Source organism: Providencia sp. PROV255, from assembly GCF_028478065.1.
Lineage (GTDB): Bacteria > Pseudomonadota > Gammaproteobacteria > Enterobacterales > Enterobacteriaceae > Providencia > Providencia rettgeri.
The window spans coordinates 78,605-105,603 of the sequence record NZ_JAMPMI010000025.1 but is presented as its reverse complement, the minus strand read 5'-3'; the positions used below and the strand labels follow the sequence as shown (position 1 = coordinate 105,603).

The 26,999-nt window shown below is 40.0% G+C and carries 25 protein-coding genes; 3 read left to right on the top strand and 22 right to left on the bottom strand.

The annotated features are described in order from the left end of the window. Positions 1 to 79 precede the first annotated feature (79 nt). The 7 genes from PR725_RS20090 to PR725_RS20060 all read right to left on the bottom strand — a co-directional run bounded on the left by PR725_RS20090 (position 80) and on the right by PR725_RS20060 (position 7,103). Complete coding sequence (locus PR725_RS20090; RefSeq protein ID WP_109913266.1) at positions 80 to 790, bottom strand: ArsR/SmtB family transcription factor; 711 nt, start codon at positions 788 to 790, stop codon at positions 80 to 82. Further along, positions 771 to 1,178, bottom strand: coding sequence for an amino acid-binding protein (locus PR725_RS20085; RefSeq protein ID WP_109913267.1), 408 nt, complete (start codon positions 1,176 to 1,178; stop codon positions 771 to 773). The genes PR725_RS20090 and PR725_RS20085 overlap by 20 nt, the downstream gene beginning before the upstream one ends. Then, positions 1,171 to 1,494, bottom strand: a complete 324-nt coding sequence (locus PR725_RS20080) for an antibiotic biosynthesis monooxygenase family protein (protein WP_109913268.1) — start codon at positions 1,492 to 1,494, stop codon at positions 1,171 to 1,173. Before PR725_RS20080 ends, PR725_RS20085 begins: the two co-directional genes overlap by 8 nt. A 118-nt stretch (positions 1,495 to 1,612) precedes the next feature. Next, positions 1,613 to 1,945, bottom strand: coding sequence for a YfiM family lipoprotein (locus PR725_RS20075; RefSeq protein ID WP_184957451.1), 333 nt, complete (start codon positions 1,943 to 1,945; stop codon positions 1,613 to 1,615). Positions 1,946 to 2,012: 67 nt separating this feature from the next. Then, positions 2,013 to 3,368: a CDP-diacylglycerol--serine O-phosphatidyltransferase gene (gene pssA / locus PR725_RS20070; protein ID WP_109913270.1), complete on the bottom strand. Its 1,356-nt coding sequence runs from the start codon at positions 3,366 to 3,368 to the stop codon at positions 2,013 to 2,015. 159 nt (positions 3,369 to 3,527) lie between these two features. Beyond that, entirely contained in the window at positions 3,528 to 6,173 is a 2,646-nt protein-coding gene (locus tag PR725_RS20065) for a bifunctional acetate--CoA ligase family protein/GNAT family N-acetyltransferase (RefSeq protein ID WP_164529097.1), read from the bottom strand. A 228-nt stretch (positions 6,174 to 6,401) separates the two neighbouring features. Continuing rightward, positions 6,402 to 7,103, bottom strand: coding sequence for a tRNA-uridine aminocarboxypropyltransferase (locus tag PR725_RS20060; RefSeq protein ID WP_109913272.1), 702 nt, complete (start codon positions 7,101 to 7,103; stop codon positions 6,402 to 6,404). A gap of 169 nt (positions 7,104 to 7,272) precedes the next feature. On the opposite strand from PR725_RS20060, the gene PR725_RS20055 reads away from it, so the two are divergent. Then, on the top strand, positions 7,273 to 8,367 hold the full coding sequence (locus PR725_RS20055; protein ID WP_272570206.1) for a tRNA/rRNA methyltransferase: 1,095 nt from the start codon (positions 7,273 to 7,275) through the stop codon (positions 8,365 to 8,367). Positions 8,368 to 8,518: 151 nt separating this feature from the next. Here the strand turns inward: PR725_RS20055 and emrB are convergent, their stop codons facing one another. The 11 genes from emrB to nrdH all read right to left on the bottom strand — a co-directional run bounded on the left by emrB (position 8,519) and on the right by nrdH (position 21,949). Then, entirely contained in the window at positions 8,519 to 10,057 is a 1,539-nt protein-coding gene (gene emrB / locus PR725_RS20050; protein ID WP_109913274.1) for a multidrug efflux MFS transporter permease subunit EmrB, read from the bottom strand. A gap of 14 nt (positions 10,058 to 10,071) precedes the next feature. After that, positions 10,072 to 11,253, bottom strand: coding sequence for a multidrug efflux MFS transporter periplasmic adaptor subunit EmrA (emrA, locus tag PR725_RS20045; RefSeq protein ID WP_109913275.1), 1,182 nt, complete (start codon positions 11,251 to 11,253; stop codon positions 10,072 to 10,074). 216 nt (positions 11,254 to 11,469) lie between these two features. Next, positions 11,470 to 11,985 (bottom strand): transcriptional repressor MprA, encoded by a 516-nt coding sequence (mprA, locus tag PR725_RS20040; protein ID WP_109913276.1) that lies wholly within the window; start codon positions 11,983 to 11,985, stop codon positions 11,470 to 11,472. Positions 11,986 to 12,647: 662 nt separating this feature from the next. Beyond that, on the bottom strand, positions 12,648 to 13,847 hold the full coding sequence (locus PR725_RS20035) for an MFS transporter (RefSeq protein WP_109913277.1): 1,200 nt from the start codon (positions 13,845 to 13,847) through the stop codon (positions 12,648 to 12,650). Between the two features lie 130 nt (positions 13,848 to 13,977). Beyond that, complete coding sequence (proX, locus tag PR725_RS20030) at positions 13,978 to 14,973, bottom strand: glycine betaine/L-proline ABC transporter substrate-binding protein ProX (RefSeq protein WP_109913278.1); 996 nt, start codon at positions 14,971 to 14,973, stop codon at positions 13,978 to 13,980. 102 nt (positions 14,974 to 15,075) lie between these two features. Further along, positions 15,076 to 16,251, bottom strand: coding sequence for a glycine betaine/L-proline ABC transporter permease ProW (gene proW / locus PR725_RS20025; RefSeq protein WP_109913279.1), 1,176 nt, complete (start codon positions 16,249 to 16,251; stop codon positions 15,076 to 15,078). After that, positions 16,244 to 17,443: a glycine betaine/L-proline ABC transporter ATP-binding protein ProV gene (gene proV, locus PR725_RS20020; protein ID WP_272570199.1), complete on the bottom strand. Its 1,200-nt coding sequence runs from the start codon at positions 17,441 to 17,443 to the stop codon at positions 16,244 to 16,246. The genes proW and proV overlap by 8 nt, the downstream gene beginning before the upstream one ends. A gap of 728 nt (positions 17,444 to 18,171) precedes the next feature. After that, positions 18,172 to 19,143, bottom strand: coding sequence for a class 1b ribonucleoside-diphosphate reductase subunit beta (gene nrdF / locus PR725_RS20015; RefSeq protein WP_004908884.1), 972 nt, complete (start codon positions 19,141 to 19,143; stop codon positions 18,172 to 18,174). Between the two features lie 12 nt (positions 19,144 to 19,155). Further along, complete coding sequence (gene nrdE, locus PR725_RS20010; RefSeq protein WP_272570197.1) at positions 19,156 to 21,288, bottom strand: class 1b ribonucleoside-diphosphate reductase subunit alpha; 2,133 nt, start codon at positions 21,286 to 21,288, stop codon at positions 19,156 to 19,158. A gap of 11 nt (positions 21,289 to 21,299) precedes the next feature. Then, positions 21,300 to 21,713: a class Ib ribonucleoside-diphosphate reductase assembly flavoprotein NrdI gene (nrdI, locus tag PR725_RS20005; protein ID WP_115167758.1), complete on the bottom strand. Its 414-nt coding sequence runs from the start codon at positions 21,711 to 21,713 to the stop codon at positions 21,300 to 21,302. 8 nt (positions 21,714 to 21,721) lie between these two features. After that, a complete protein-coding gene (gene nrdH / locus PR725_RS20000; RefSeq protein WP_210840372.1) occupies positions 21,722 to 21,949 on the bottom strand; it encodes a glutaredoxin-like protein NrdH in 228 nt (75 codons plus the stop codon). Between the two features lie 288 nt (positions 21,950 to 22,237). Between nrdH and PR725_RS19995 the strand changes: the two genes are divergently transcribed. Together PR725_RS19995 and cspE are read left to right on the top strand one after the other, a co-directional pair. After that, positions 22,238 to 22,696 carry a methylated-DNA--[protein]-cysteine S-methyltransferase gene (locus tag PR725_RS19995; RefSeq protein WP_004908893.1) on the top strand — a complete coding sequence of 153 codons (459 nt, stop codon included), beginning with the start codon at positions 22,238 to 22,240 and terminating at the stop codon, positions 22,694 to 22,696. A gap of 216 nt (positions 22,697 to 22,912) precedes the next feature. Further along, complete coding sequence (gene cspE / locus PR725_RS19990) at positions 22,913 to 23,122, top strand: transcription antiterminator/RNA stability regulator CspE (protein WP_004257099.1); 210 nt, start codon at positions 22,913 to 22,915, stop codon at positions 23,120 to 23,122. Between the two features lie 133 nt (positions 23,123 to 23,255). Here the strand turns inward: cspE and lipA are convergent, their stop codons facing one another. The 4 genes from lipA to dacA form a co-directional block, all read right to left on the bottom strand. Beyond that, a complete protein-coding gene (gene lipA, locus PR725_RS19985; RefSeq protein WP_004908904.1) occupies positions 23,256 to 24,221 on the bottom strand; it encodes a lipoyl synthase in 966 nt (321 codons plus the stop codon). Between the two features lie 123 nt (positions 24,222 to 24,344). Next, on the bottom strand, positions 24,345 to 24,908 hold the full coding sequence (gene lipB / locus PR725_RS19980) for a lipoyl(octanoyl) transferase LipB (RefSeq protein ID WP_442959443.1): 564 nt from the start codon (positions 24,906 to 24,908) through the stop codon (positions 24,345 to 24,347). A 391-nt stretch (positions 24,909 to 25,299) separates the two neighbouring features. Further along, complete coding sequence (gene ybeD, locus PR725_RS19975; RefSeq protein WP_004908910.1) at positions 25,300 to 25,563, bottom strand: DUF493 family protein YbeD; 264 nt, start codon at positions 25,561 to 25,563, stop codon at positions 25,300 to 25,302. Between the two features lie 151 nt (positions 25,564 to 25,714). Further along, the gene (dacA, locus tag PR725_RS19970) at positions 25,715 to 26,926 is read right to left on the bottom strand and encodes a D-alanyl-D-alanine carboxypeptidase DacA (RefSeq protein WP_109913210.1); all 1,212 of its coding nucleotides are present in this window, start codon (positions 26,924 to 26,926) and stop codon (positions 25,715 to 25,717) included. Between the last annotated feature and the right edge of the window lie 73 nt (positions 26,927 to 26,999).

Sequence of the window (26,999 nt, the reverse complement as noted above, 5' to 3'; positions counted from 1 at the left end):
TCGAAGCCTCGTGATGAAAATCGCGAGGCTTTTTTGTATTGATAACATACTGAATTTTATCGATAATGCCTATTTTAGGTTAACCGATATTAATATCAAAAATACGTTTTAAAGCTTTTTTACCATTGGAAGTAAAAGTAATTTCTCTATAGCCTTTTGCTTTATCTATCCATCTATTTTTTTCAAAGAATTGTAGTAGCAAGGCTCCTGCAAGTCCTCCTAGGTGCATACGCCTTTCACTCCAATCCAAGCAAGCGCATGCTATTTTTCGTTTTGTATGAGGAATAATATCTATCCCAAATTTTTTAAATTGCGCCATACCAATATCTGATAACTTGTTTTCTTTAGCGGTAAACCAACCATTTTTATCCATAAATTCGTAGATCTGAACAGCAACTTCCCCTGCTAAGTGATCATAGCAAGTACGTGCTTTTCGCAGATGAATAGGTGTTGCTATTGTTGGGGTATACTCTAATTTAATGGATACCCCCATTAATGTTTCTAATAATTCGGCAATATCTGAGCCTGCAAGTCGGTAATACCGGTGCCTTCCTTGAGATAGACAGCTAATTAAGTGGCTATTTAATAGCTTAGTGAGGTGTGCGCTCGTTGTTGATGGTGCTATATCTGCAACTGCACTTAATTCTGTTGCTGTCCATGCCCTACCATCCATTAATGCACACAAAATGCTGACTCTTGAAGGGTCAGCAATCGCAAATGCAACTTTTGCGATAGATTTCTCTAATGGTTCTTTTTCTTCAATGAGAATACTATTTTTGCTTGGTATCATATGGTAGGTTTTCCCACTTCTTTGTAACTTCAGTAGTTAATATATTATTGTCTGTTATTAATATTAGCCTGTTATTATGGTCGCTATATTGGACTAAGATATTAATTTGGTGGCGTGCAAGCAGAGAAACAATTTCTCCAAGTTCGCCTGGGCGTTCTTGTTTTAATTTGCGGATCACAGGTTTTGAAATACTTTCAATCTTCAGCCCTACTGTAGCCAGAGCATTGCTTGCTTTTTCTGGCTGGGTGACGAGAAAGTGAGCATGGCTTTTTCCTTCGATAGAAAAAACACCACCACCTTCAAGGCCAATACCATGTTTCCCTAATGTTGTCGCCAATAGTGCTAAAGCACCCACTTGGTTTTCAATAATCACATGAATATCATACATTAAAATTATCCTCTTTATTGAATGAGTAATCCTTTAGGGTATTAGCAATTCGAATTCTATAATGAGAAAAAATGGTTTGTTGTCCTTCAACTTGTGCTTCAATATGCATGAAATGTTTTTTCCAATTTTTTACGGCTTCTTCTGTTTCCCACCACGAAAGTGAGAGAATTTTTCCTTCAGTGGTTATACTTTGAAAACGTTCAACCGAAATAAACCCTTCTATGCGCATAAGTTCAGATTTTAGTTGACCGGCTAGTTCAAAATAACGATTTTTTTGTTCTGGTACTGGGATGGCTTCGAAAATCACTGCGATCATGAGTCTCTCCTTAATATTGAGAGCTCAACTATAAAGGGTTAATTAAGAGATACTTCGATGGTGAGCGAAATATTGAAAATAGCAGGGGAATTTAAAAGAATGGGAAGTAAGGAGAGGGTTACTTTAAGGACTGATATAAACTATAACCCGCTATTGACCCTGCAACATCATAGGCAAAATCATGCCAACTCCACCCCGTACCAGCAGGCCTGCTGTCATAAAGCTCTTTTGCTGCGCCAAGAGAAACTGAGAATAGAATACCGAATATGGCAGCATCGCGGTGTTGTATATTTTGTTTGTCTGCATAAGCGTTACCCGATGCAGCCATAGCGGCTGAAAATGCAAAATGTTGTGCTTTATCTTTGCCTTGCCAATTGTCATTGGACCAATGAAAACCACTGCATCCTGTGATGGAAAATATAAGTAAGCTAAAAATTAATGGCTTAAACATATTAGGTATCATTATCCAGATGATGAATGTAAAAAGCGTCACTTAAGTGACGCTAAATTGAGATGTATTATAAAATCCGACTAATTAACCGATCCACTCGTATTCGACGTAGACGTCGGATTAATTTTTTCACTTTAACAGGATAGGTTTGAATACTGTCTAATTCACGAAAATGGCTAACAACCTTAGTATGAGTTCGAATACACTCTAGCTCGTGATTGCGTTGCTCTTGCAACTGTTGTTTTGGGTCGTGAATTAATACTGCGTTTTCAAGATCTAACCCCCAAGCGCGTGGGTTTAAGTTGTTACCCGTGATCAATTGCCAGTGATTATCAACCCACATTCCCTTTAGATGATAGGTATTGTCTGCGTCTTTCCAGAGCCTAACTGTTAACTGCTGGCTATCAATAAAGCGTTGCAAGCGACTAACAAAACGGCGCAGATTGATCTCATAAAGGTATGGTAACGCACCAATTATTTTAAAGGGTTCTTCAGGTGGGATGTAGAAGTCATTGGCAGTTTTGTCGCCAATGATAATTTCTACTTGTTTGCCATCACGGAGTAACCGACTAATAACTCTGACTAACACCGCAGGTAAATTAAAATAAGGCGTGCAGATTGTTAGTTTATTATTTGTTGCACCCATTAAATGAGTGATAACACGGTTTAAATCGTTTTTCTTGCCGAGGCCAACAAAGGGAGTGACAGACAACTCATCATTTGATGCGTTTCCTGAAAATTGATAGGACGCTCCCCGTAAGCCCAAACGAAATTGCTTAATTAGGTGCTTAAACTCAGCTGTTTTTGGCCGATTCGGTGTATTTAATAGATGAATGGCATCAGACTGTAGTAATGCGTCATCAATAAATTTTTTCATTGATGCGGTAAGTTGGCTGTTTTTGATAAGGTGATAACGGTCATAACGGTATTTATTATGACGCTGTAAATAGACGTCATTAATACTTGCACCGCTATAGAGCAGAGTATCATCAAATAAAAAGCCTTTTAGGTGCAGAACACCTAGTGCTTCCCGTGTATTTACAGGAATACCGTAGATAGGAATTTCAATTTCAGGGTAATGTTTTGCAACATCGTAATACCAATCGGCGTTTGTGGCATTTGCAGCAGCCCCTATCCGGCCTCGTTGAGCACGGTGCCAGTCTACGAGAATTTTGATATCCAATGATGTATTAGCTTGTTTTGCAGCATATAGAGCATGAAGTACGTCTTTACCTGCATCGTCTTTCTCTAAATACAAAGCCGTTATGTAGATAGTATTTTGAGCCTGAGAGATTTGTTTAAGCAGTTCATCACGAAAATCTTCTGTCTTATATAGCGTTTTTACATCAGCAATTTCTTGAGATAGTTTTGGCAAACTGACCAAATATTGTTGATGTTTTGCTTGTTTTAATTTTGACAACATCACAGTGTGAATTTTCTCTTATTAGTCTAATAGCAACTCGCTTTGCGCACATTTTTAAGCGAATGATCTATGGATGATAGCATATTTAGCCAAACCATTTAGTATAAATTGACGACTTGTTTAATTACTATACAAGTTGAGCCGTATTCTTGGATATTTCTATAAGTGCAGTGTCAGATTAACTACTCCATCTTCAAACTGAACGTCAATTTCAAAGCCGAGTTTTTTCGCTAGGCTAATCATATTACGGTTTTCAGGCATGGTTATTGCCGTCAGTTTTTTAATGCCGTGGCTCCGAGTATAGTTAAGTAACTTTTGCATCAGTTGATAACCGAGCGTTTGCCCCTTCATGTCGGAACGAACCAGTACTGCAAATTCAGCTTCTTGGTTATCAGGATCCGCCATAGCCCGTGTTACACCTATAATTTCAGGAGCTGTATTGGGGTTTCTTACCGCAACAAAAGCCATTTCCCGATCATAATCAATCTGAGTCATATTGGCGAGATCATCATGGGTAAACTCACTAATTTCGCTAAAGTAACGATAATAAAGATCCTCTTTAGTAACTTGTTCTATAAAGGATTTTAGCAAAGGCTCATCTTCAGGGAGGATCGGACGTAGTAAACAGGTAAGGTCTTCTTTTAAATGAATCGTTTCTTCGAGTTCACTAGGGTAAGGGCGAATTGCCAGCCTAGATGTTGTTGCATCATCTGTTGGGCTTAGAGTCATGGAGACATCAAGTAAAGTGAATTCATCCCCTGAGGCAAGTAATGGGTGAATGTCTAACCTTGTAATATTTGGGCAATCAATAATTAAATTTGAAACGCGCACTAATAAAGCTGACAACCCTATGATATTTAAAGGTTCTAAAGCACTTCGAGATTTGATTTTGTAACTTTTGATGGCATTGATAACTTGGTAGCGAGCTAAAGCCATATTTAGCGGGGGAAGAGCGACAGCAGCTTGGCTCTCTTGTTGCCACTCAATACCACCTTCTCCTAACATGATGAGAGGGCCAAAAACAGGGTCTAGCTCAACAGCGATTCTGAGTTCTTGAGCGCCAGCTCGATTGGCCATACTTTGTACCAACAGGCCTTCAATTCGTGCATTAGGGAAATTTGTTGAAACACGTTCCATAATCGCTTTAGCTGCATCTTCTACCTCTTTAGCATTGCGTAAATAGAGCATGACCCCTTGTACTTCTGACTTATGAACAATATCAGGAGAGCGTAATTTCAAGGCGACGGGATAGCCAATTTTTTCTGCAATTTCAATGGCTTCATTACTAGAGTGTGCTATCCATGTGGGTAAGCTATTTAACCCGTAGGCTTTTAAAATAGGTTGAACTTCATGTGTATCCAAGTGTAGCTTATTATTTTCCAGTGCTTGTTGAATATATTCATGAGCTTGTTGAGTATTCGCTGTAATACCAATAGGTAAAGCCGGAGTTTCTTTGAGTTGTTTTTGGTTACGGCGATATTCCACCATATGCATGTATGCTGTGATTGCCCCTTCTGGAGTACGGTAGGTTGGGATCCCTGCTTCACTAAATAGCCTGCGAGATTCTTGAGATGAATATTCTCCACACCAGTTGGTTAAGATGGTTAGCCATTTCCCTCGTGGGTGCTGCTTAATCGTTTTAATAATTTTTTCTGCCATGGCTTTACTTTCCGTTATCGCACTGGGAGTGTGGATAAGCAATAAAGCGTCATGGTCGTGGCTGTCGAGCATTTTGTTCAGTACATTGATGTAGCGCTCAACAGTGGAATCATCCCCCAAGTCAATCGGGTTTTTCGTCGATAAATCAAGGGGTAACAGGGAGCTTAATTCATTTTCTGTTTCAACACTTAACGTTGCAAGTTTGCCACTACGCAAGAGAAGTTCGTCTAATGCCATCGCTGCGGGTGCAGAACCGTTGCTCATAATAGAGAGGCGTTCACCGCGTAATGGTGTCATATAGCTTAATGTTTCAACCGCAGAAAACATTTCGTGAGTATCTTGCACGCGAAGTAGCCCAGCACGTTGGATAGCGGCGTCATAAGCGGCATCTAGGCTCGGTTTATCGCCTAGAAGTTCTTGTGCTTTGCGGGTTCGACCGCTTTTTATTACTAATATAGGTTTATTACGTGAAGCACTGCGAGATGAGGATAAGAAACGTCGCGCATCACTAATACTTTCGAGATACAGCAAAATGGCACTGGTTTTGCTATCACGGGCTAAATAATCGAGTAAATCGTCAATATCAATATCGATGCTATCACCAAGGGCAATAAAATAAGAAAAACCGATGTCTCGGTGCCTTGCCCAATCCAGAACGGTATTTGATACAGCAGCAGATTGTGAGATAAACGCGAGTTTCCCTTTTAAGATTGGAATCGGGGAGAAACTGGCATTCAATCCTTGCCATGGGGCGAGAAAACCGAGGCTATTCGGGCCTAATAGGCGAATTTGATATTGCTGGGCGACTTTTTTTAATTCATTAAACTGAATGGAAGGGGATGATAAAATAATAACCACTTTACAGCCGGCTTCCCCTAATTGCTGTAAACAGGCGATATTACGTGAGTAATGCGTGCAGATAACGGCAAGGTCGGGTTTGAGTGGCAATTTATCTATGGAAGGATAAGCAAGTACGCCAAGGACAGAGTTTCGGTTTGGGTTAACAGGTAAAATAGGGCCTTTAAAGCCGCTGGTAAGTAGGTTTTTCATCATCACCGAACCTGCACGGCCAGGATTTTCAGATGCTCCAACGACAACGATAGACTTTGGCCTGAATAAAGATTCTAACTGACTGACTAAACCCATAGTTGATAACCCTTTGCTTTGCTGAACGAGATAAGCGTTCAATAGGTAAAAAGTGGCTGAGTGATACTTATGAATACTATGCCTTATCTTTGCGATTGCGCTAGTTTATCTGGTGAGTTTAATTAATTTATACAAGCACGTTCACGTTTTATCAGCACGATTATCTAAAAGTTATCATTTAATGGTACTAGGCTCGAAAAGAAAGAGAAAAATAGTACCAATAAATAGTTAGAGATGAGATTCAGTGAGTAGCATCTGTGCGATAGGGTGATGCGGCTTTCCTTCAAGATATTTTTGACGGAACAAATTGAAATGGCTAAAGAGTTGTTGTGAAGCGTTTAAATCTCCCGCTAATTCTAAAACGGTAGCTGCAACTTCAGCGGTACAATGTTGCTCTTCCCTTGATGGTGTACGTAGTAAGTAATCACTCCTTGCTTTGGTATTAATTGAAAGCATTGGAATATCATTAAGATAAGGGCTTTTCCGAAACATTTTACGTGCTTCTGGCCAGGTCCCATCGAGTAAAATAAATAAAGCGGGTTTATCCGACAAAGTAGGCTCGTTGACTACGACGCGTTCATTTTGAGCGTAGCTTTCTGGGAAAATGAGGTAAGGTTGCCTTGTGGTGTCTTGTAATGCTGCCAGTAGCTGCGCATCAGGCTCTGTCCTTGACCACTGAAAGGCCAAAGTGTTGGGCAAAACATCCGCAATCAATTTTCCCGTATTACTTGGCTTAAATACTTCACCATCAAACATAATCAAGCAGAATTGACTTTTTGCTTGTGACGATACGGTATCTTGGCACAGGCATTGTGGGATAGGTAACAAGCAATATTGGCAACGTTTTACTCGGCAGCCTCGCGCTTTAAATGGTTTAGTTGATAATGCGAGGCGCTGTTGACGCAAGTGATAAACGGCATTCGAAGTCATGTTGAGTGATATTTTTTAGGTCTAAAATGAAGGCACATATTGTACGCAAAACGATTTCTATGCGATAGAAGTATATTCAATAACTTTTAGATGAGATAATAGTGTGAATCGGTAGCGTAGCCATGCAACATCATGTAATCTTCGCGCCATAGCTTAGTAGGGGATAGTGATGAACGACTCGAATGATTTTAGTGGTAAAAACGGCAAAGTAAAAGTGATGTATGTCCGCAGTGAAGAGCAGGACAATAATAAAGGTAATGACAAACGCCGAGGCGGTGGCCGTGACGATAGGCGTGGTAATGACAAGCGTGGTGGCGATAGACGAGAGGGGGCCCGTCAAGATCGTGGTGGCTGCTCAAATCGCCCTGAAGGAAGTCGTGAAGGGCGTCGCTCCGATAACCGAAATGAGGTATCTCGTGAACGTTCGCCATGGCGCACTGTTTCAAAGCCAGATAGCGAAGAATTAGCGAATGACCACGGCGGAATTGTTGGCAAGAGTCAAATAGATCCTGAACAACTACGTAAGCAGCGCCAGGAAGAAACTCGTATCTATGGTGAGAATGCCTGCCAAGCTATGTTTAAAAACCGCCCTGATGCGATTGTTCGTGCATGGTTCTTACAATCCGTTACGCCGCGTTTTCGAGACGCGTTAAAATGGATGGCGGCAAATCGCAAGGCTTACCACGTGGTAGATGACGAAGAGTTATCGAAAGCATCAGGAACCGAACATCATGGTGGTGTCTGTTTTATCATCAAAAAACGTGGTGGAATGAGTGCGGATGCGTATTTACAACAAGCCGCAGAAAAAGATTGCGTATTGGCACTTGAAGATGTGGGGAATCCACATAATCTAGGTGGAATGATGCGTAGTTGTGCCCACTTTGGCGTAAAAGGCGTTATTTTACAAGATGCTGGCATGTTGGAGTCAGGTGCAGCAATTCGTACCGCAGAAGGTGGGGCTGAGCATATTAAGGCGATTGATGCTGATGGGCTGACTGACACTTTGGATAAATTCCGTAAAGCAGGCTACACCATTGTGACGACTTCCAGCCATAAAGGCAGTCAAGATCTCGCAAAAGCGAAGTTACCCGCCAAAATGGTACTAGTTTTAGGCCAAGAGAGTGATGGTTTAAGTGATAGTACGTGGGATCAAGGCGATATGAGTTTGTATATCGGTGGAACAGGTAAAGTGGAAAGCTTGAATGTCTCTGTTGCAACGGGAATTATGTTGGCCCAGTGGTGGCAACAAAACCAAGTTAAATAATCCTTACGTTTTATAAGAAAAATAAAGCCATACATAAAGGATGCATATCCCAGTTGTATGGCTTTTTTATTTCTGTCATGAAGACAACTTACTGAATCAGTAAGAGTATTTTGCCAATAGCCTCCCATAAAATTATATGGGGTTGGGCTGATTAATGAGCACCACCGCCGTCTTTCGAACCTGCCCCAAATGGTGGCTTAGCGAACCAGACAATGACCATTAGTAGGATGAAAATTCCAGCTGAGAGCCAAAATATCTCATTTGCTGACATAATCAGTCCTTGGTCAGTGATCGTTTTAGCGAGGTATGCCGAACTTTGCTGCTCATTCATACCAATTTTTGCCAGCTCGCTGTACATCTGTTGGGCATTTGGGTTGTATGGGTTAACAAATTCAGTGAGGTTTTCATGATGCATTGACTCTCTTTGGGTCCACATGGTCGTTGTGATTGATGTCCCGATGGCTCCAGCTAAGGTACGAGTGAAGTTAGATAAACTGGATGCAGAGGCCATTTTTTCTGGTGGTAGGCCAGATAATGTAATGGTTGTCAAAGGCATAAAGAAACAAGCGATAGCTAAACCTTGCACAAATTGCGGCCAAGCGGCCTCGGCAAAACTCATTCCAGGTTCGAATGTATAAGCACGCCAATAGTAACAAACTGCATAGATAATAAAGCTGAATGTCACTAAATAACGCATATCAATTCGGTTACCAAAACGCCCTATAATTGGCGTAATCAGTAGCGGTAATAACCCTACAGGAGCAGAGGCTAGCCCTGCCCAGGTCGCAGTATAGCCATAAACCTCTTGTAGCAATTGCGGCAGTAGTACAATCGTCCCGAAATAGAGCATGTAAGCCAAACTTAGGGATAAACAGCCAATCGTAAAATTGCGTTCTTTAAACAGGGATAAGTCGATGACGGGATGGTCATCGGTGAGTTCCCAGACAATTAAGAAGGCGATAGCGACAACGGCAATAACGGTTAGGACGATAATTTCAGTCGAGTTAAACCAATCCAGCTCTTTGCCTTGGTCAAGCATGATTTGTAAAGCACCAATACCGACAACCAATAGTACCAAACCAATAGTATCAATACGCTGAATAGATATTTTAGTTTCACGGCCTTTTAAGGTACGCATGATGGCAAAGATGATTGCAATACTAAATGGCACATTGATAAAAAATATCCAGCCCCAATGGTAATTATCACTAATATAACCACCAAGAATCGGTCCGCAAATAGGTGCAATAACGATAGTCATTGACCAAAGGGCGAGGGCCATGTTGCGCTTGGCAGGAGGATAATTATTAAGCAGTAGGCTTTGAGACAAAGGAATGAGAGGCCCTGCGACTAAACCTTGTAAAACACGAAATAAGATCAACATCTCTAGGCTGCCAGAAATACCGCACAGCCATGAAGTTAAAGCGAACAAGCCAGTGGACCATAAAAATAGCCTGACTTCACCGATTCTACGCGCTAACCAACCAGTAACAGGGATGGAAATTGCATTAGCAACACCGAAAGAGGTTATTACCCATGTTCCTTGTGAATTGGAAGCCCCTAAATTTCCAGCAATGGTCGGAATAGCTACGTTAGCAATTGTAGAATCAAGAACTTGCATAAATGTTGCCAATGAAAGGGCAATCGTCATCCATGCGAGTTTAGATCCCGTTAAAGGTGCTGTCGTCACGATTGCACCTCCACCTATTGATTCTCTAGGTTATTATTAATTATCTCAGTAACTATTTTGTCTGCAGGAGACATATCCACAGCTAATGCAGCAGTATGATAAGCAGGAGTAGCGCGCATCCCTTTAGAAAGCACTTTGCCGTTTTTATCTAATGTATCAACCGTAACTTCGGTGGATAAACCGATACGTAGTGGATGCTCTTCAAGCTGAGTTTCATCTAAGGCAATACGCACGGGGAGGCGTTGGACTACCTTGATCCAGTTACCACTGGCATTTTGTGCAGGTAATAAAGAGAATGCGCTACCTGTTCCCATATCAAGCCCAACGACAGTACCGTTAAACACGATATCTTTACCGTAAAAATCAGTCGTGACTTTCGCAGGTTGGCCGATACGCATGTCCGCAAGTTGTGTTTCTTTAAAGTTCGCATCAATCCACATACCATTGGAAGGGACAATGGCCATTAATGGTGTTGAAGGGGTAATTTGTGAACCCACTTGCACACTGCGACGTGAAACATAGCCATCAACAGGGCTGACGATTTTTGTCCGTTGTAGGGTGAGCCAAGCGTTTCTAACTTGTGTCGCGGCCTGTTCTACTGCGGGTTGTTTTTCAATTGCGGTATTCAAAACAATGGCTTGATTAGCATTATATTGTTCTATTGCCATGTCTAATGCTGCTTTTGCACTGACAACGGCTTCTCTCGCGTGTTGTAGTTCTTCTTTACCGATGACATGGCTACTGCCTAAAACTTCGCGACGTTTTAAATCATTCTGTAAGCGGTTTAATTCAGACCGTTTTACGTCAATATTGGCTTGTAGCTGGCGGCTATTAACCATGTGCTGGCGAGTCTGGCGTACACTGTTCGCTAATTCTGTTTTTGCTTTATCGAGTGTTAATTCTGCATCACGTGGGTCTAGTTCAACCAAAACAGTTCCACTTGTCACGAAATCGGTATTATCCACATTGACTGTCATAACGCTCCCAGAAACTTGGGATTGTATTTGTACTTGGTTACCCGCGACATAAGCGTTGTCAGTTGATTCATAGTGGCGAAGAACGAGATACCAGTAGACCACCCAGCCAACGCCTATAATAATAAATAATAGAGTCAAAAAGATAAGCGCACTTTTGCGTTGTCTTTTTTTATTTCGTTGGGGAGTTTGCGTTTGTTGCATTTCCTCAGGGGAACTCATACTCGTATTTCTCCACTTCTATGGATAAGGATCACGGTTGTTTCCAGTAGTTAGGTATTAACCACTGGAAACTGAGACTACAAATGATTTTGCTGTTTGATGGGATATCGTAAAGCATAAGGCTGAAAGGATAATGAAATATTATTGGCTGAAAAGTATTTTTTCAGCTTTGAGCTAAAGAATGGCTCAAATACATTAACCTTACAATTTCTGTGGTCAATCTTTTATAGTATCTAGTTTTGTCAGTAATTTACGCATCAGCGTGTCAAGCTGTTGTTTTTCATCAGTATCTAAAACAGACCAAATATCAATTAATGCGCTGTGTTGAGGTGGCAATAGACCATTTAAAAATTCAGTCCCTTTTTCTGTGAGGTGTAGATGAAGGCAACGTCTATCGTTGTGACTTTCTTTGCGTTCAATCCAACCATTTTTTTCCAGTTCATCTGCAATTCGTGTCGCATTGGTTCTTGAGGAACCAAGAGCAGCACTGAGTTCAGATGGCTGAATACTGCGGGAGTCTTTTGTATCAAGGATCATGAGTGCCATAAACAGTGTTTCATTGATACCTTGAGACCTTAACATATTATTCCGAGTTTCAAGTAATTTTCCATGAACATGCATGCATAAGCGTGTTAGCAGAATTTCTTGATACGGAATAGGACTTTCATGTGAATCTTGTTGTTCTACACGAGCATTGAGTAGCTCTTCAGTCGGTGTAAATGAACTTTCCATTATTGGGATACCTTATTAGTTTCAGTTGGTAAGATTACAACTGTCATCAACCATCTAAATGGTATATTAAAAGATAGAATTAGCAATTATACTTAATTAATATCGCCGATTTTATTTTGATAATGATACATGATTCATAAATTTTATGAATGTAATTCGCCAGTTTTAGCATAGCCTATCGACTATTTCACTCAGAGTGCGTTAATTTTGACTATAAAACAACCAACCTAATACTAAATTAAAGGCTAATTCCAATCATACAAAACAATATATAATCACATGACATTAACTCAATACCATTTTTTAGTTACCCAATAATTACAAGTTAGATAGATATTTTCAATGCGTAGGTGTAATTACTTATTTTTGTATAATTAAAACATTATTTGATGAAACAGTAATTTAATTTATTAACAGGAATACTACCTTTTTATCGAGTCATTGTATTTGTTTAACTGTGTCATTCACTAATATTTACTTTGTTTACTATTACAGTTGATAACTATCAGTTCTGTGATGGGCTGTTTATTTATTCAATATTCAACGTATTGGATGGATAAAATTGAACCGTATATTTTTAATGCATTATAACTTTTTATATATTGATGTGTGGGCTCATTAATTTTTATCTAAAAACGTATTGATATCGGTATGAGTCATATTTAGTCATCAGTTGTGGTGATGACGGGATCAAAGCGAATCCCTATAGACCAAATAATTAAACTTATGGTGGTCAAGATTGCACCTGCAACCGCAACACCCTCCCAACCCGCATGTTCATAGGCATAACCTGAAAGGAGAGACCCTAGAGCGCCTCCAATAAAATAACTGGTCATATAGCCAGCGGTTAGGCGGTTACGAGCTTCTGGTAATATACGATATAACGTACTCTGACTAGTGACATGGACGGCTTGCACTGCAAGGTCTAACACTAATACACCAATGATAAATGCAACGAGGGAATATTTAGCTAAGCCGATAGGTATCCAGGACAATAGTAATAATACCAATCCAATAGTCGTAATGCGCTTTCCTTTTCCTTTATCGACAAGATGCCCTGCTTGGGAAGCCATAAGTGCACCTGCAGCACCGACTAAGCCAAATAAACCAATAGTCCCTTCGGAATAATTGAATGGCGGGCTGGCTAACAAGAAAGCCATTGCGGTCCAAAGTAAACCAAAATTAGCAAATGATAGTGCACCGAGAGAAGCGCGTACCGCGAGCACTGGAGTGCCGAAAAATAGCCGGCCAATAGAGCAAATCAGCTGAAAGTAGTTTAAGTTAGTTTTTTGATGATAACGTGGAAGTTTAATGGCTAGAACAATCATTAATAGCATCAATAGCGCAAAGGCCACCCAATAGATAGCACGCCAGCCACCGACCATAGCAACAGCACCCGATACAGTTCTCGCAAGTAAAATACCTAGCAATAAACCACTCATAATCATTCCTACCGCTTTGCCTCGTTTATGTGGCTTAGCAATAGATGCCGCGAGAGGGATCAGAACTTGTGCAACAACAGAAAATAGCCCTGTAAGGGCGGTACCTAAAAGGATTTGCCAAATATTATTTGAAAGCGCTGTAATTAATAACCCTAATGCAGAAAGAAAGGTCATGGTTAAAATTAAGCGTTTACGCTCAAATAAGTCGCCCAAAGGGACTAAAAATAGTAAACCTGCGGCATAACCGAGTTGGGCGGCGGTGACAATAAACCCAGCCATATTGGTTGTTAAATTAAACTGCCCCGCAATGGTCTCTAAAAGCGGTTGAGCATAGTAATTACTGGCAACGACAAGGCCAGTGGCAATGGCCATTAAAATAGTGAGGCCCGTTGTCAGCTCTGCAGTTTGGGTCTGTTTCATGAGGATTACCTATTATTAGCTAGGTGACTACTATAAACAAAATTTATTACCTTGGTTTATTTCTTTTTGTCATTGATGCAAAAAAGCCACCGGTTAGGGTGGCTGAGGTTATTAATCGGTTTGTTTATTTTTACTTAGCGGCTGCTTGCGCTTCCTTTACCCAACCATCAAAAGTGGATTGATGGGCTTTGATCCACGCATTTGTGTGGCGTTGAATATCCGATTGTGAGGCTTCACCATTATGCATTCTTAAGTTCTGTGCATTGATATCGGCAATAGGTAGCTTCATCACTTCAAATAATTTTGCTGCTGCTGGGTTATCCGCAGCCCATTTTTTATTGGCGACGATATGCATGGTATTTGGTGGGAAACCATAATTTTTTCCGTTAGGTAATGTGGTGTCTGTTTTTTCACCATTTGGCATTGAAGAGAATGGCACTTCTAACCAAACTACATCACGACCCGGCTTGAGGACATCACTTATCCAATAAGGCGTCCACGTATAATATAAAATAGGCTTACCTTCTTTATATCGGGTAATGGTGTCAGCCATCATCGCCGCATAGTTACCTTGGTTATGGTCGACCGTTTTTTCTAGGTCATAGGCTTTTAAATGGTTATTGATGGCCGCTTCACAGCCCCAACCTGGGTTGCATCCCGTTAAATCCGCTTTACCATTGCCATTTGAATCAAAGAGCTTGGCAATTTTAGGATCTTTGAGTTGTTCAACATTGGTAATATTGTATTTTTCAGCCGTTTTTTTGTCGATGAGGTAGCCTTGAGCCGCATTAACAACATAATTCCCTTGACGATAGAATACATTATCGCCGCCAGCAGCGTCATATTGTGCGTTATGTAAAGGAACCCAGCTGGTGGCTAGGTAAGTCGCATCGCCGTTCGCAATGGATGCGTAAGCTACGTTATAGTCGACTTCTTTGATAGGCTGAACATCATAGCCAAGTTCTTCAAGGGCTTTCGCCACAATCAGTGTTTGGAATGTTTCTTCACTGATCGTGCTTTGCACTGGGTTAATTTTGATTCCTTTACCCGGCAGGTCGTTAGCACCGGCAAATGGAACGGCAAACATGGCTGTTAGTGCAGATGCAAGAATGATTTTATGTTTCATTATATTGTTCCCTCTGTTTTTTCGCAGCGAGCTTGGCTTTCATGCTAAGTGCCAAGTTAGGTGCCATATGAATGGCACTCAGGTGAATGGAGGATGTTTTGATTAATGGTTTTTTTTACAAAATGGGCGCATAACTAACCCAATAGGCCCTTTTTGGTACCAGCGGCATGATGTTTTGCCACGAGTATCTTGCCCTAAAGATTGGGTAAAACGGTCTAAGATGATAGCTAGAATAACAATACCGACCCCTCCGACAGATGCGAGCCCCATATCAAGTCGACCAATACCCCGTAAGACCATTTGGCCTAAGCCCCCAACAGCAATCATTGAAGCGATAACGACCATTGACAGTGCTAACATCAAGGTTTGGTTGACCCCAGCCATAATGGTTGGCATCGCTAATGGTAATTGCACTTTAAACAACATTTGGCGAGGGCTTGCACCAAATGATTCAGCGGCTTCAATTAAATCAGCTGGAACTTGTTTGATCCCTAAAATGGTCAAACGAATGATGGGCGGTAAAGCAAATATAATAGTGACGACAACACCAGGTACATTACCGATACCAAATAACATAACAATCGGGACTAAATAGACGAATGCTGGTGTGGTTTGCATCGCATCAAGTAATGGACGAATAACTTTAGCGGCTCTATCACTACGTGCCAGCCAAATACCCAGAGGCAATCCTATGACAATACAAAACAGCAAAGAAGTGAGAACCAGAGACAGAGTCACCATGGCTTCTGACCAAGCACCAATTGCTCCGATGGCTATCATCGAAACAAATGTGGCCACCCCCATCGCGCGTCCTGCTAATTGCCAAGCGAGTAATGCGAAAATGATAATGGCAACAGGGGATGGTAGCGAGGTGAGGAATTGTTCAAACCCACTTAGAATAAAATCAATGGGGGCACGAATTCCTTGGAATACAGGACGAAAGTTAAGTACTACCCAATCGATAGCATGTGCAACCCACGAATCAAGAGGGATCAGTGTGTGCTGGAAGGGATCCATAATATTAAACTGATCGGGGATGATGCTATCTGTTGGAGTGGCATCAAGCCAATCACTTGAACTGGTGTCAGCAGGTGTGGTTGTGTCTGATGCATTTCCCCAAGGATCATCCCCAGCGGTATTTGTTTCGCTAGAGCTTGTTGCTGCCCATGGGTCATCCGCCGGTATATTCTCAGTACCTTGTGTTGGCGTATTCGTGGCTTCAGTATCCGCCCACGGGTCTTGTTGGGTATTCGTTGCTTCTTGATTCTGCTTACTCATTTGGTGTCTCCTTATCCAGCGCCTGTAACAGCATTCCTTTTGAAATTACGCCCAAATAGCGGTTTTTTTCGTTAATAACCGGAACAGCACAAGGGGCTTGTGCCACGGTAGAAATAACTTCATTTAAGGATGTATCACCTTGAATTGGCTCGATATCAGTTAATATTGCAGCTTCAATACCAGCTTTTTCATGGAGTGCTTTTTCTAAGGATTCAACAGAAACCACACCGGCAAAGGTATGTCCTCGAGAAATTAAATAACCGTGATAGCGGTCTTCATCGTTGAGGACTTTTAGCGCTGAACGAGGGCCAAAACCCGGTGCGATATGCAATAGTGCATTAGGCCGTCTGCGTGCAATGTCCTTCGCACTGAATACTTGGCTGATATCTACACCGCGGAAGAAGGTCTTAACATAGTCATTTGCTGGATTATTGAGAATTTCATCAGGTGTGCCGACTTGAACGACAACGCCTCCTTGCATAATGGCAATACGGTCGCCAATTCTCATAGCTTCATCAAGATCATGAGAAATAAAGACAATCGTGCGTTGTTTATCCCCTTGTAAGGATAGCAATTCATCTTGCATTTCAGTACGAATGAGTGGGTCGAGAGCGGAGAACGCTTCGTCCATTAACAGAATATCAGGGTCATTAGCTAGCGCTCTGGCTAACCCGATACGTTGACGCATCCCACCAGAGAGCTCATCTGGGTATGAATTAGTCCATTTTTCAAGATTAACTTGCTCAAGCGCACTCATGGCTTTTTTATGGCGTTCTTCTTTTGGAATGCCAGAAAGTTCCATACCAAAAGCAGTGTTATCGATCACGTTCATATGTGGCATCAGCGCAAAGGATTGAAACACCATACTAATTTTTGTTCGCCTAACTTCGCGCAGTGCTTTGTCTGAAATATTGGAAATATCCTCTCCATCTATCATGACTTGCCCGCTGGTCGGTTCGATCAGGCGATTGAGGAGGCGCACCAAGGTCGATTTTCCTGAGCCAGAAAGTCCCATGACAACAAAGATTTCGCCTTCTTCAATCGTCAGATTAACATCTTGAACACCTACGGTAAGGCCTGTTTTTTCAAAGATATCATCTTTATTCATACCTGACTCTAATAGCTTAAATGCTTGATCAGGATTGTCCCCAAATATTTTATATAAATTTTTAACTTGTAATTTTATTGCCATATATTATTTACCCAATTTTCAATCAACAAGGAAGACAAATTACCTATATTGAAAGTGATGAATTCTATAGTGATAGTTAACATTATGTTTCCTATCTATGATTATCCTTTGAAAATTATTAGGGCAGAGATTCCTGTATTCGGTTTAATGGGTTAGTTAATTATGGATTAAATTCAAATTTCTCCATTTGAGTTATTAGTAAAATTTGCAAGCAATAAACCCTAGCATAATAAAATCAGCTGACAACCCTAGGTTAAGTATAATTAATCAAAAATAATAGAGATGAAATGTGATGCGATTAATGTAAATAAAAACGATGTTAAGTTATATGATGATAGCTTTTATAGTTTCTATATTAAAGTTAACTTACTGTTGGGATTGAATTTAATTGAAAATAATTCACACTAATTTAATCAATATGCGAGTTGCCGATTTTATTCGATTTTTATGTGGAATAAATGCTTGGTTGATAGATGAAAAAATAGAAATTAATATCAAATTCATTAAATAAATTTATGTAAAATAAGGTGATAATTGATTGAATTAAAAATAATTGCCAGATTAACTCATTAAAAATGAGCAATTAAACAGATATACATATAAAAAACGAATTAATTCGGCTGTTTTTTGAGCGAAAAAATACCATGACAAATAAAATTATTATAATTCATCATGGTATGGATTTGGTTGTGAGTGATTCTTATTGATAAATTAAATTAACAGTTCAATTAGAAGTTCCAGTCATCATCTTCGGTACTGACTGCTTTACCAATAATATAAGATGAACCGGAGCCCGAAAAGAAATCATGATTTTCATTTGCATCAGGAGATAAAGCCGATAATATCGCTGCACTTACATCGGTGACGGTATCAGGAAATAAGGCTTCATAACCTAAATTCATTAATGCTTTATTGGCATTGTAATGAAGGAATTTTTTGACATCTTCCGACCAACCTACTGTGTCATAAAGTTCTTGTGTATATTTCACTTCATTTTCATATAAATCGAATAATAATGAAAAAGCAAAATCCTTAATTTCTTTCTGAGTATTTTCATCATATTGGGATAATGACTTTTGAAATTTATAGCCAATATAATAGCCGTGTATGGCTTCATCTCGAATAATTAAACGTATAAGATCTGCGGTATTGGTTAACTTTCCTCTACTTGACCAATACATTGGTAAATAGAAACCCGAATAAAACAAAAATGATTCTAAAAAGACACTTGCGATCTTTTTCTTTAAAGGGTGTGAATCACAATAGTAAGATAGGATGATCTTAGCTTTATTCTGTAATGCAATATTTTCTTCACTCCAGCGGTATGCATCATCAACATCAATCGTTGAACAGAGAGTTGAAAATATTGAGCTATAAGAGCGCGCATGTACTGCTTCCATAAAGCTAATGTTCGATAAAACGGCTTCTTCGTGAGGTGTTTGTGCATCTGGCATTAAGCAAGGCGCACCCACTGTATTTTGAATCGTATCTAGCAGGGTAAGGCCAGTAAATACACGTATTGTTAGCTGTTTTTCTGCAGCAGTTAAAGTATTCCAAGAAGGAATATCATTAGATAATGGCACTTTTTCGGGAAGCCAAAAATTACTTGTTAATCGGTTCCATACTTCTAAGTCTTTATCATCCTGAATACGGTTCCAGTTAATGGCTTTTACTGGTGTGCTAGATGTGCTGGTGGTCATAATATTTTCCTATTACAAAGTGCAAGATACGCAGCCTTCGACTTCAGTTCCTTCGAGGGCAGTTTGGCGTAATCGGATGTAATACAATGTCTTGATTCCTTTTCGCCAAGCATATATTTGCGCTCGGTTAATATCTCGCGTGGTGGCATCATCTTTAAAAAATAGAGTCAAAGATAAACCTTGGTCAACGTGCTGAGTTGCCATGGCATAAGTATCAATAATTTTTTCAGGCCCGATTTGGTAAGCATCTTGGTAATATTCCAAGTTCTCATTCGTCATGAAAGGAGCAGGGTAGTAGACACGACCAATCTTACCTTCTTTACGAATTTCAATTCGTGAAACAATGGGGTGAATGCTTGATGTTGAATTATTGATATAAGAGATAGACCCTGTCGGAGGTATCGCTTGCAAGTTTTGGTTATAAATTCCATAGGTAATAACAGACTGTTTTAAGGCTTGCCAGTCTTCACGAGTTGGAATTTCGATACCCGAACGTCGGAATAATTCCTGAACGGCTTGTGTTTTTGGCAGCCAAATATTGTTGATATATTTATCAAAATAATCACCAGAGGCATAAGTTGAATGTTCAAAACCAACAAATGCAGTTTTTCTTTCAATAGCTAATTGATTGGATGTTTTTAATGCGTAATAGGTGACGGCATAAAAATAGATATTGGTGAAATCGAGCGCTTCTTCTGAACCATAATAGATATGTTCTCTTGCCAAGTAGCCATGTAAATTCATTTGCCCTAACCCAATCGCATGTGATTGTCGGTTACCTTCGGCAATGGAAGGGACAGAACGAATGTTACTCATATCTGAAACCGCACTCAGTGCTCTAACGGCAGCCGCTATTGATTGAGCGAAATTCGGTGAATCCATCGTTTTAGCAATATTCATGGAGCCTAAATTACAGCTAATATCTTTACCAATTTGTTGATAGCTTAAATCGTCTTCATAAACACTAGGGAGATTAACCTGCAGTATTTCTGAGCACAGATTGCTCATATTAATGCGCCCTGCGATAGGGTTGGCTCGATTCGCGGTATCTTCAAATAAAATATACGGATATCCTGATTCAAACTGGATTTCAGCTAAAGTTTGGAAAAATTCCCGAGCATTAATTTTGTATTTTTTTATCGCTTTGTTATTGACCATTTCATGGTATTTGTCTGTCACACTGATTTCAGACATAGGGACACCATAGGTGCGTTCAACATCATATGGTGAAAACAAATACATGTCCTGGTTATCTTTCGCTAGCTGGAAAGTGATATCAGGAATAACTACCCCTAAAGACAGTGTTTTAATCCGTATTTTTTCATCTGCATTTTCACGCTTCGTATCAAGAAAACGCATGATATCAGGGTGGTGAGCGTGCAAATAAACGGCACCGGCACCTTGCCTTGCGCCTAATTGGTTGGCATAAGAAAAAGCATCTTCTAACATTTTCATAACAGGAACAACGCCAGAAGATTGATTTTCAATTAGTTTTATTGGGGCACCTTGCTCTCGTAAATTGGTCATTAAAAAGGCAACACCGCCCCCGCGTTTGGATAACTGCAAAGCAGAATTGACTGAGCGACCAATGGATTCCATGTTGTCTTCAATTCTTAAAAGAAAACAAGAGATTAACTCACCACGTTGTTTTTTACCGCAGTTAAGGAAGGTGGGAGTTGCAGGTTGAAAACGACCTGTAATAATTTCATCGACATACAACTTAGCAAGGGATTCATCCCCTTGAGCAAGGGTTAAAGCAACCATACAGACGCGATCTTCATAGCGTTCGAGGTAGCGTTTACCATCAAAGGTTTTCAGCGTATAGCTAGTATAATATTTAAAGGCACCGAGAAACGTTTGAAAACGAAATTTGTGTGCGTATGCCTGTTTAAACAGTGCTTTGATAAATTCAAAGTTATATTGTTCTAATACACTGTTTTCGTAATAGTATTCTTGTACTAAAAAGTCTAACTTTTCTTTTAAATCATGGAAAAATACGGTGTTTTGGTTCACATGCTGTCGAAAATAGTGATGAGCCGCTTCTTTGTCTTTATCAAATTGAATACGGCCTTCGTTATCATATAAATTCAACATCGCATTGAGCGCATGATAATCCACATCTGATATATTTTGCATTTTATCCATTTGGAATAACTCTAGTTGTTTGTACGTTGCCAAAACGTTTTTAGGCCTCGTTGAACGGATTGAACATCTTTATCAGTACCAAGAAGTTCAAACCGATATAGGTAGGGAATATGGCATTTTTGCGCGATGATATTTCCAGCTATCGCATAGGCATCACCAAAATTGGTATTACCCGCAGCAATAACACCACGGATAAATGCGCGATTGCCTTCAATATTAAGAAATTGAATCACTTCTTTTGGAACAGCCCCTTTTGTACCACCACCACCATAGGTTGGTAGTAATAAAACATAAGGTCTTGTCGCAATTAGGCTACTTTCGTGGTTGCCAATAGGTAACCGTGTTGCAGGGATACCGAGCTTTTCAATAAAGCGATGGCAATTTTCTGAGCGACTTGAAAAATAGATGAGTGATTCCGTTTCCATGACATCACCTAAGCGGCTAATAGGCTAATCATGTCAGGTCGAAAACCGGCCCAATGTTTGTCACCTGCAATAACAACAGGGACTTGTTGATAACCTAATTTTTTTACGAGTTCAAGGGCTTGGCTATCTTCAGTAAGGTCAATAATTTGGTAGGAAATAGATTTGCGATCTAAGGCTTGATAAGTAGCATTACACTGAACGCAGTTAGGTTTACTATAAATGGTAATCTCAGTCATGTTATTTACCTTTTGAATGTTTATTCGCATTAAAAATAAGGCATGTGACACATAAATACTATATATGGATTTTAAATTTATCAACCATACAATATGTAGTGAATATGAAATATTGAATGATAATCATTCTAATTGTTGGCTAGGTGGTTATTAACATTGAAAATAAAAAAATATCGTATTAGATGATTCAGATAGACACTCTAAGAAAAAAGATCATTGCAAAGTGGAAATAATTTACTCTATAACTGTATATACAATCAGGTAATTGAGTCCTTTTGAGGAGATACTATGTACCATCAATATTTAGCGACACCGGATAAATTTCCTAAACCGTGGGTCCATATTACGGCTGATGACAACGGAATAACGAGCCTTTATTTTGTTGATGAAAAAACAGAAAAAGAAACGAAGAATGAGCATTCGAAGCTTTGTGTGAAAGAACTAAAGGAATATTTTAATCACAAAAGAACCGTTTTTACGGTGGCATTAAATCCACAAGGTACAGAATTTCAGAAAAAAGTCTGGAAACATCTTTGTGGGATACCTTATGGGGAACGCTGGAGCTATAAAGATTTGGCTTTAAAGTTAGGCTCAGCTAATTATTGTCGCGCAGTCGGCATGGCAAACTCACGTAATCCAATCTCATTAATTGTTCCTTGTCATCGTGTACTTGGACATGATGGGAAATTAGTGGGGTATACAGGGGGCTTAGATATCAAAGACTGGCTACTTTTACATGAGAAGTAAAAACTAAATAATTAGCTATAGATAATACTATTGGTTGTGATAATTGCTATTGATAAGAATTATTGTCGAAATCAGAACCTATTCTATCGATAAATAATATTTTTTTATCTTTTTAGTCCATTTTCGTGATCTAGGTTGTAGACAAGTAACTGAGAAATCTGATGTACTGAGCTTGATACAGATGGTGTGTCTATTTTATTTTAAAGGTAATATTTGATGTCTAAAGTTAAAGGTAACGTTAAGTGGTTCAACGAATCTAAAGGTTTTGGTTTTATCACTCCAGAAGATGGTAGCAAAGATGTATTTGTTCACTTTTCTGCGATTATGGGCGATGGTTTCAAAACCTTAGCTGAAGGCCAAAAAGTGGAATTTGAAATTACTGAAGGTGCTAAAGGCCCATCTGCTGCTAACGTTATTCCTCTGTAATTTTTATAATTAAGATTAAAACGAACAGCTGAAAACTCGCGCTAGTTATCTAGGGCGAGTTTTTTTATCTATTGCAATAAAAAATGCCTGATGAAAATCAGGCATTTTTTGTTTATACGTAAAATAGTGGAGGCTATTTAACTTCCTCACCTTTAGCTTGTAAATCAGCATGGTAAGAAGAGCGAACGAATGGGCCGCAAGCTGCGTGAGTGAAGCCCATTGCCATGGCTTCTTCTTTCATCTCATCGAACTCCGCAGGGCTGACATAGCGTTTGACGGGTAAGTGATGACGGCTTGGTTGTAAGTATTGGCCTAGTGTAAGCATCGTTACGCCATGGCGACGTAAGTCGCGCATAACTTCGATAATTTCTTCATTGGTTTCACCAAGACCAACCATTAACCCTGATTTAGTTGGGATATCGGGATGGGCTTCTTTAAATTTTTCGAGCAATTTTAAAGACCATTCATAATTAGCACCAGGGCGAACTTGACGGTAAACACGTGGTACATTTTCAAGGTTATGGTTAAACACATCAGGTGGTGTCGCGGTTAAAATTTCTAATGCGCGATCCATACGGCCACGGAAATCAGGAACTAGTGTTTCAATTTTAATCGATGGGCTTTTTTCACGAATAGCGCTAATGCAATCAGCAAAGTGCTGTGCTCCGCCATCACGTAGATCATCTCGGTCAACTGACGTAATAACGACATAGCGTAATGCCATATCTTTAATGGTTTGCGCTAATTTTTCAGGCTCGTTGGCATCCGGTGCATTTGGACGACCATGAGCAACATCACAGAATGGGCAGCGGCGGGTACAGATAGCGCCTAAAATCATAAAGGTCGCAGTACCATGGTTAAAGCACTCAGAGAGATTAGGGCATGAAGCTTCTTCACAAACAGAATGCAGCCCATTTTTGCGCATGGCTGCTTTAATGCCTTGAATACGAGTGGAGTCAGCAGGAAGCCTAATTTTCATCCAGTCAGGTTTACGTAGAATTTCTTCTCGTTCAGTCACAACGTTTTTGACAGGGATCAGCGCCATTTTGTCGGCGTCACGATATTTAATTCCGCGTTCTATCTGAATTGGTTTACTCATAATATGACGGTTCCAGTTATCTTTTATGCTGATGGATAAGTGATAATTCTAAATAAAACCAAATGAAGACTGTTATCCATTCATTAAAATATTTTTTAAAAATGTTAAAAAATTATAGCATTATTATTGAACAATATGAAATCCCAGTGTGTCACAGAATTGACGAATTAGCACAGGTTGAACATCAGATAATGACACATTGGGAGCAAGATCACTAACCTGAGTCATCTTTAATTTACTGTAACCACAAGGGTTTATGCGATTAAAGGGTTCAAGATCCATACTAATGTTCAAAGCGAGACCATGAAAAGAGCAGCCTTGCCTTATGCGTAATCCAAGAGAACAAATTTTGTCGCCATTCACATAGACACCGGGAGCATCAGGGCGAGGATACGCTGCTATATTAAAGTGGGCAAGGGTATTCACGACGGTATTTTCCAGTGCGGTGACGAGTTCTCTAACACCAATTTTGTTGCGCTTTAAGTTGAGCATCACGTACATCACTTGCTGTCCTGGCCCATGATAGGTGACTTGACCACCTCTATCACTTTGTATAACAGGGATATCACCGGGGGCTAGTACATGCTCTGCTTTCCCTGCTTGACCTTGAGTAAATACGCGAGGGTGTTCAACTAGCCATACTTCATCACACGTATTTTCAGTGCGCTCTTCAGTAAATTGATGCATCGCATCGGATACTTGCTGGTACGGCGCAAGGCCTAATTGACGTATGATTATCGTTCGTTCTGACAATGTTTTAACATCCACCTGAAAAAATTGAGTACTTAGTATAACGCTGGTAGGGGGGGAGTGCTAGTTTTGTCATGTTATGAATATGTTAACGCGATTTTTTTGAGTGAAATATGAAAAAGGTAAAAATTTGGGGACGTTTATATTTTTAGGTTTGGGAATTGATATGAAAAGTTATTTCTCATTAGGCATTTTGATGAAAAACTTATTTTATTTGTACTATCAGCAAGAAAAAATAATTATAAGGCTCTGTAGTGCAGAATAAATAAAAAACTACACCTTAATCGGTTATGGTTAACCTTTGGGATGTAGTTTATTTTTACAGAAATTAAAGTACAACTTTAACTAATTCTAATGCACCTAATTCGCTATACAAAGTTTCCACTTGTTCAATATGGGTGGCATTGATAGTTATAGAAACGGAGTGATAATTCCCCTTGCTGCTCGGTTTTACGTCTGGAGAGTAATCCCCCGGAGCATGACGTTGTATCACTTCAATCACTTGATCAACCAATTCAGGCTGTGCCAAACCCATGACTTTGTAAGTTAATGGGCATGGGAACTCAAGCAGTTCACCTAATTTCGTTTTCATGGGCACTCCTAATTTTTAAATTGGGCTGCTGGCTGAAAAAGATTGGCTGGTATTAAACCAGCCAATGAGATGTATTCATCCAACAAACATTTCGATACTTACTCTATTTCGATATTTACTATATGGGGATGACTTATTTTAGTTTCAAGTCTTAACCAAACCAACGGTGGAAGAGTAATTTAATATAGTCAATTAACCGACTGAAAAAGCCACCTTCTTCAACATCTTTTAATACTGCTAAAGGGTGCTGTTCGATAATTTTACCATCAAGTTGGAAGCTAATAGTACCGACTTGCTGCCCTTTGGTTAATGGGGCTTCTAGCTCAGTTGTAGATAGCTCATAACTGGCTTTTAAATCTTTTAAGCGACCTCGTGGGATGGTGAGGTATAAATCTTCAGTGACACCTAATTTTACTTCATTTTCATCACCAAACCAGACTGGCACACTGGCAAAATCCACATTGGCTTGTAATGGTTTAACGGTTTCATAAAAGCGGAAACCGTAAGTGAGTAACTTTTTACTTTCGGCATCACGGCCTTTGCTGCTTTTACCTCCCATAACAACGGAGATCAGGCGCATATCACCATCGGTTGCGGAGGCGACAAGGTTATAGCCAGCGGCATTAGTATGGCCTGTTTTGATGCCATCAACAGCAAGGCTCTTATCCCACAATAGGCCATTACGGTTTGTTTGGCGGATATTGTTAAAGGTAAATTCTTTTTCTTTATAGATTGCGTACTCATCAGGCACATCACGTACGAGTGCTTGCCCAATAAGTGCCATATCACGGGCTGAGCTGTATTGGCCTTCGGCATCTAAACCATGAACGGTTTGGAAATGGGTATTTTTTAGCCCTAATTTGTTTACATAGCCATTCATTAATTGAACAAAGTTGGCTTGGTCACCCGCAATGTAGTCGGCCATAGCAACACAAGCGTCGTTACCTGATTGCAAGTTAATACCACGAGTTAATTGAGATACGCTAACGCGGTCGCCAGGTTTTAAGAACATCAATGATGAGCCTTTAAACACCGGGTTACCGGTAGCCCACGCATCATTTCCGACCGTGACGATATCATTTTCACCAATTTTACCTGACTTAATTGCTTGACCAATAACATAACTGGTCATCATTTTTGTCAAACTCGCAGGATCGCGGCGTTGGTCGGCATTACTTTCAGCGAGAACTTTCCCTGAATTATAATCAATTAAGATATAAGCTTCTGCATCAATAGCAGGTGCTGCAGGAATTGATGTATTCGGGAAGGTTTCATTAGCATTCGCAATATTAGCAGTCATAAGAAGGAGTGCGGAGCCCAGCACAGTATGACGCACGATGCGTGATGGAGCGACATTATTCATGGTTTTACCATTACATCCGAAATTCGGTTAACACAAGGAGGCGCAGTTTAGCAAAAGAATGGGATAAGAAAAA

What these genes read in the sequence shown, in the direction of transcription:
- PR725_RS20090 (WP_109913266.1), bottom strand. Translation starts at nt 790, where the DNA reads ATGATACCAAGCAAAAATAGTATTCTCATTGAAGAAAAAGAACCATTA.
- PR725_RS20085 (WP_109913267.1), bottom strand. Translation starts at nt 1,178, where the DNA reads ATGTATGATATTCATGTGATTATTGAAAACCAAGTGGGTGCTTTAGCA.
- PR725_RS20080 (WP_109913268.1), bottom strand. Translation starts at nt 1,494, where the DNA reads ATGATCGCAGTGATTTTCGAAGCCATCCCAGTACCAGAACAAAAAAAT.
- PR725_RS20075 (WP_184957451.1), bottom strand. Translation starts at nt 1,945, where the DNA reads ATGTTTAAGCCATTAATTTTTAGCTTACTTATATTTTCCATCACAGGA.
- pssA (WP_109913270.1), bottom strand. Translation starts at nt 3,368, where the DNA reads ATGTTGTCAAAATTAAAACAAGCAAAACATCAACAATATTTGGTCAGT.
- PR725_RS20065 (WP_164529097.1), bottom strand. Translation starts at nt 6,173, where the DNA reads ATGGGTTTAGTCAGTCAGTTAGAATCTTTATTCAGGCCAAAGTCTATC.
- PR725_RS20060 (WP_109913272.1), bottom strand. Translation starts at nt 7,103, where the DNA reads ATGACTTCGAATGCCGTTTATCACTTGCGTCAACAGCGCCTCGCATTA.
- PR725_RS20055 (WP_272570206.1), top strand. Translation starts at nt 7,273, where the DNA reads ATGAACGACTCGAATGATTTTAGTGGTAAAAACGGCAAAGTAAAAGTG.
- emrA (WP_109913275.1), bottom strand. Translation starts at nt 11,253, where the DNA reads ATGAGTTCCCCTGAGGAAATGCAACAAACGCAAACTCCCCAACGAAAT.
- mprA (WP_109913276.1), bottom strand. Translation starts at nt 11,985, where the DNA reads ATGGAAAGTTCATTTACACCGACTGAAGAGCTACTCAATGCTCGTGTA.
- PR725_RS20035 (WP_109913277.1), bottom strand. Translation starts at nt 13,847, where the DNA reads ATGAAACAGACCCAAACTGCAGAGCTGACAACGGGCCTCACTATTTTA.
- proX (WP_109913278.1), bottom strand. Translation starts at nt 14,973, where the DNA reads ATGAAACATAAAATCATTCTTGCATCTGCACTAACAGCCATGTTTGCC.
- proW (WP_109913279.1), bottom strand. Translation starts at nt 16,251, where the DNA reads ATGAGTAAGCAGAATCAAGAAGCAACGAATACCCAACAAGACCCGTGG.
- proV (WP_272570199.1), bottom strand. Translation starts at nt 17,443, where the DNA reads ATGGCAATAAAATTACAAGTTAAAAATTTATATAAAATATTTGGGGAC.
- nrdF (WP_004908884.1), bottom strand. Translation starts at nt 19,143, where the DNA reads ATGACCACCAGCACATCTAGCACACCAGTAAAAGCCATTAACTGGAAC.
- nrdE (WP_272570197.1), bottom strand. Translation starts at nt 21,288, where the DNA reads ATGGATAAAATGCAAAATATATCAGATGTGGATTATCATGCGCTCAAT.
- nrdI (WP_115167758.1), bottom strand. Translation starts at nt 21,713, where the DNA reads ATGGAAACGGAATCACTCATCTATTTTTCAAGTCGCTCAGAAAATTGC.
- nrdH (WP_210840372.1), bottom strand. Translation starts at nt 21,949, where the DNA reads ATGACTGAGATTACCATTTATAGTAAACCTAACTGCGTTCAGTGTAAT.
- PR725_RS19995 (WP_004908893.1), top strand. Translation starts at nt 22,238, where the DNA reads ATGTACCATCAATATTTAGCGACACCGGATAAATTTCCTAAACCGTGG.
- cspE (WP_004257099.1), top strand. Translation starts at nt 22,913, where the DNA reads ATGTCTAAAGTTAAAGGTAACGTTAAGTGGTTCAACGAATCTAAAGGT.
- lipA (WP_004908904.1), bottom strand. Translation starts at nt 24,221, where the DNA reads ATGAGTAAACCAATTCAGATAGAACGCGGAATTAAATATCGTGACGCC.
- lipB (WP_442959443.1), bottom strand. Translation starts at nt 24,908, where the DNA reads ATGCATCAATTTACTGAAGAGCGCACTGAAAATACGTGTGATGAAGTA.
- ybeD (WP_004908910.1), bottom strand. Translation starts at nt 25,563, where the DNA reads ATGAAAACGAAATTAGGTGAACTGCTTGAGTTCCCATGCCCATTAACT.
- dacA (WP_109913210.1), bottom strand. Translation starts at nt 26,926, where the DNA reads ATGAATAATGTCGCTCCATCACGCATCGTGCGTCATACTGTGCTGGGC.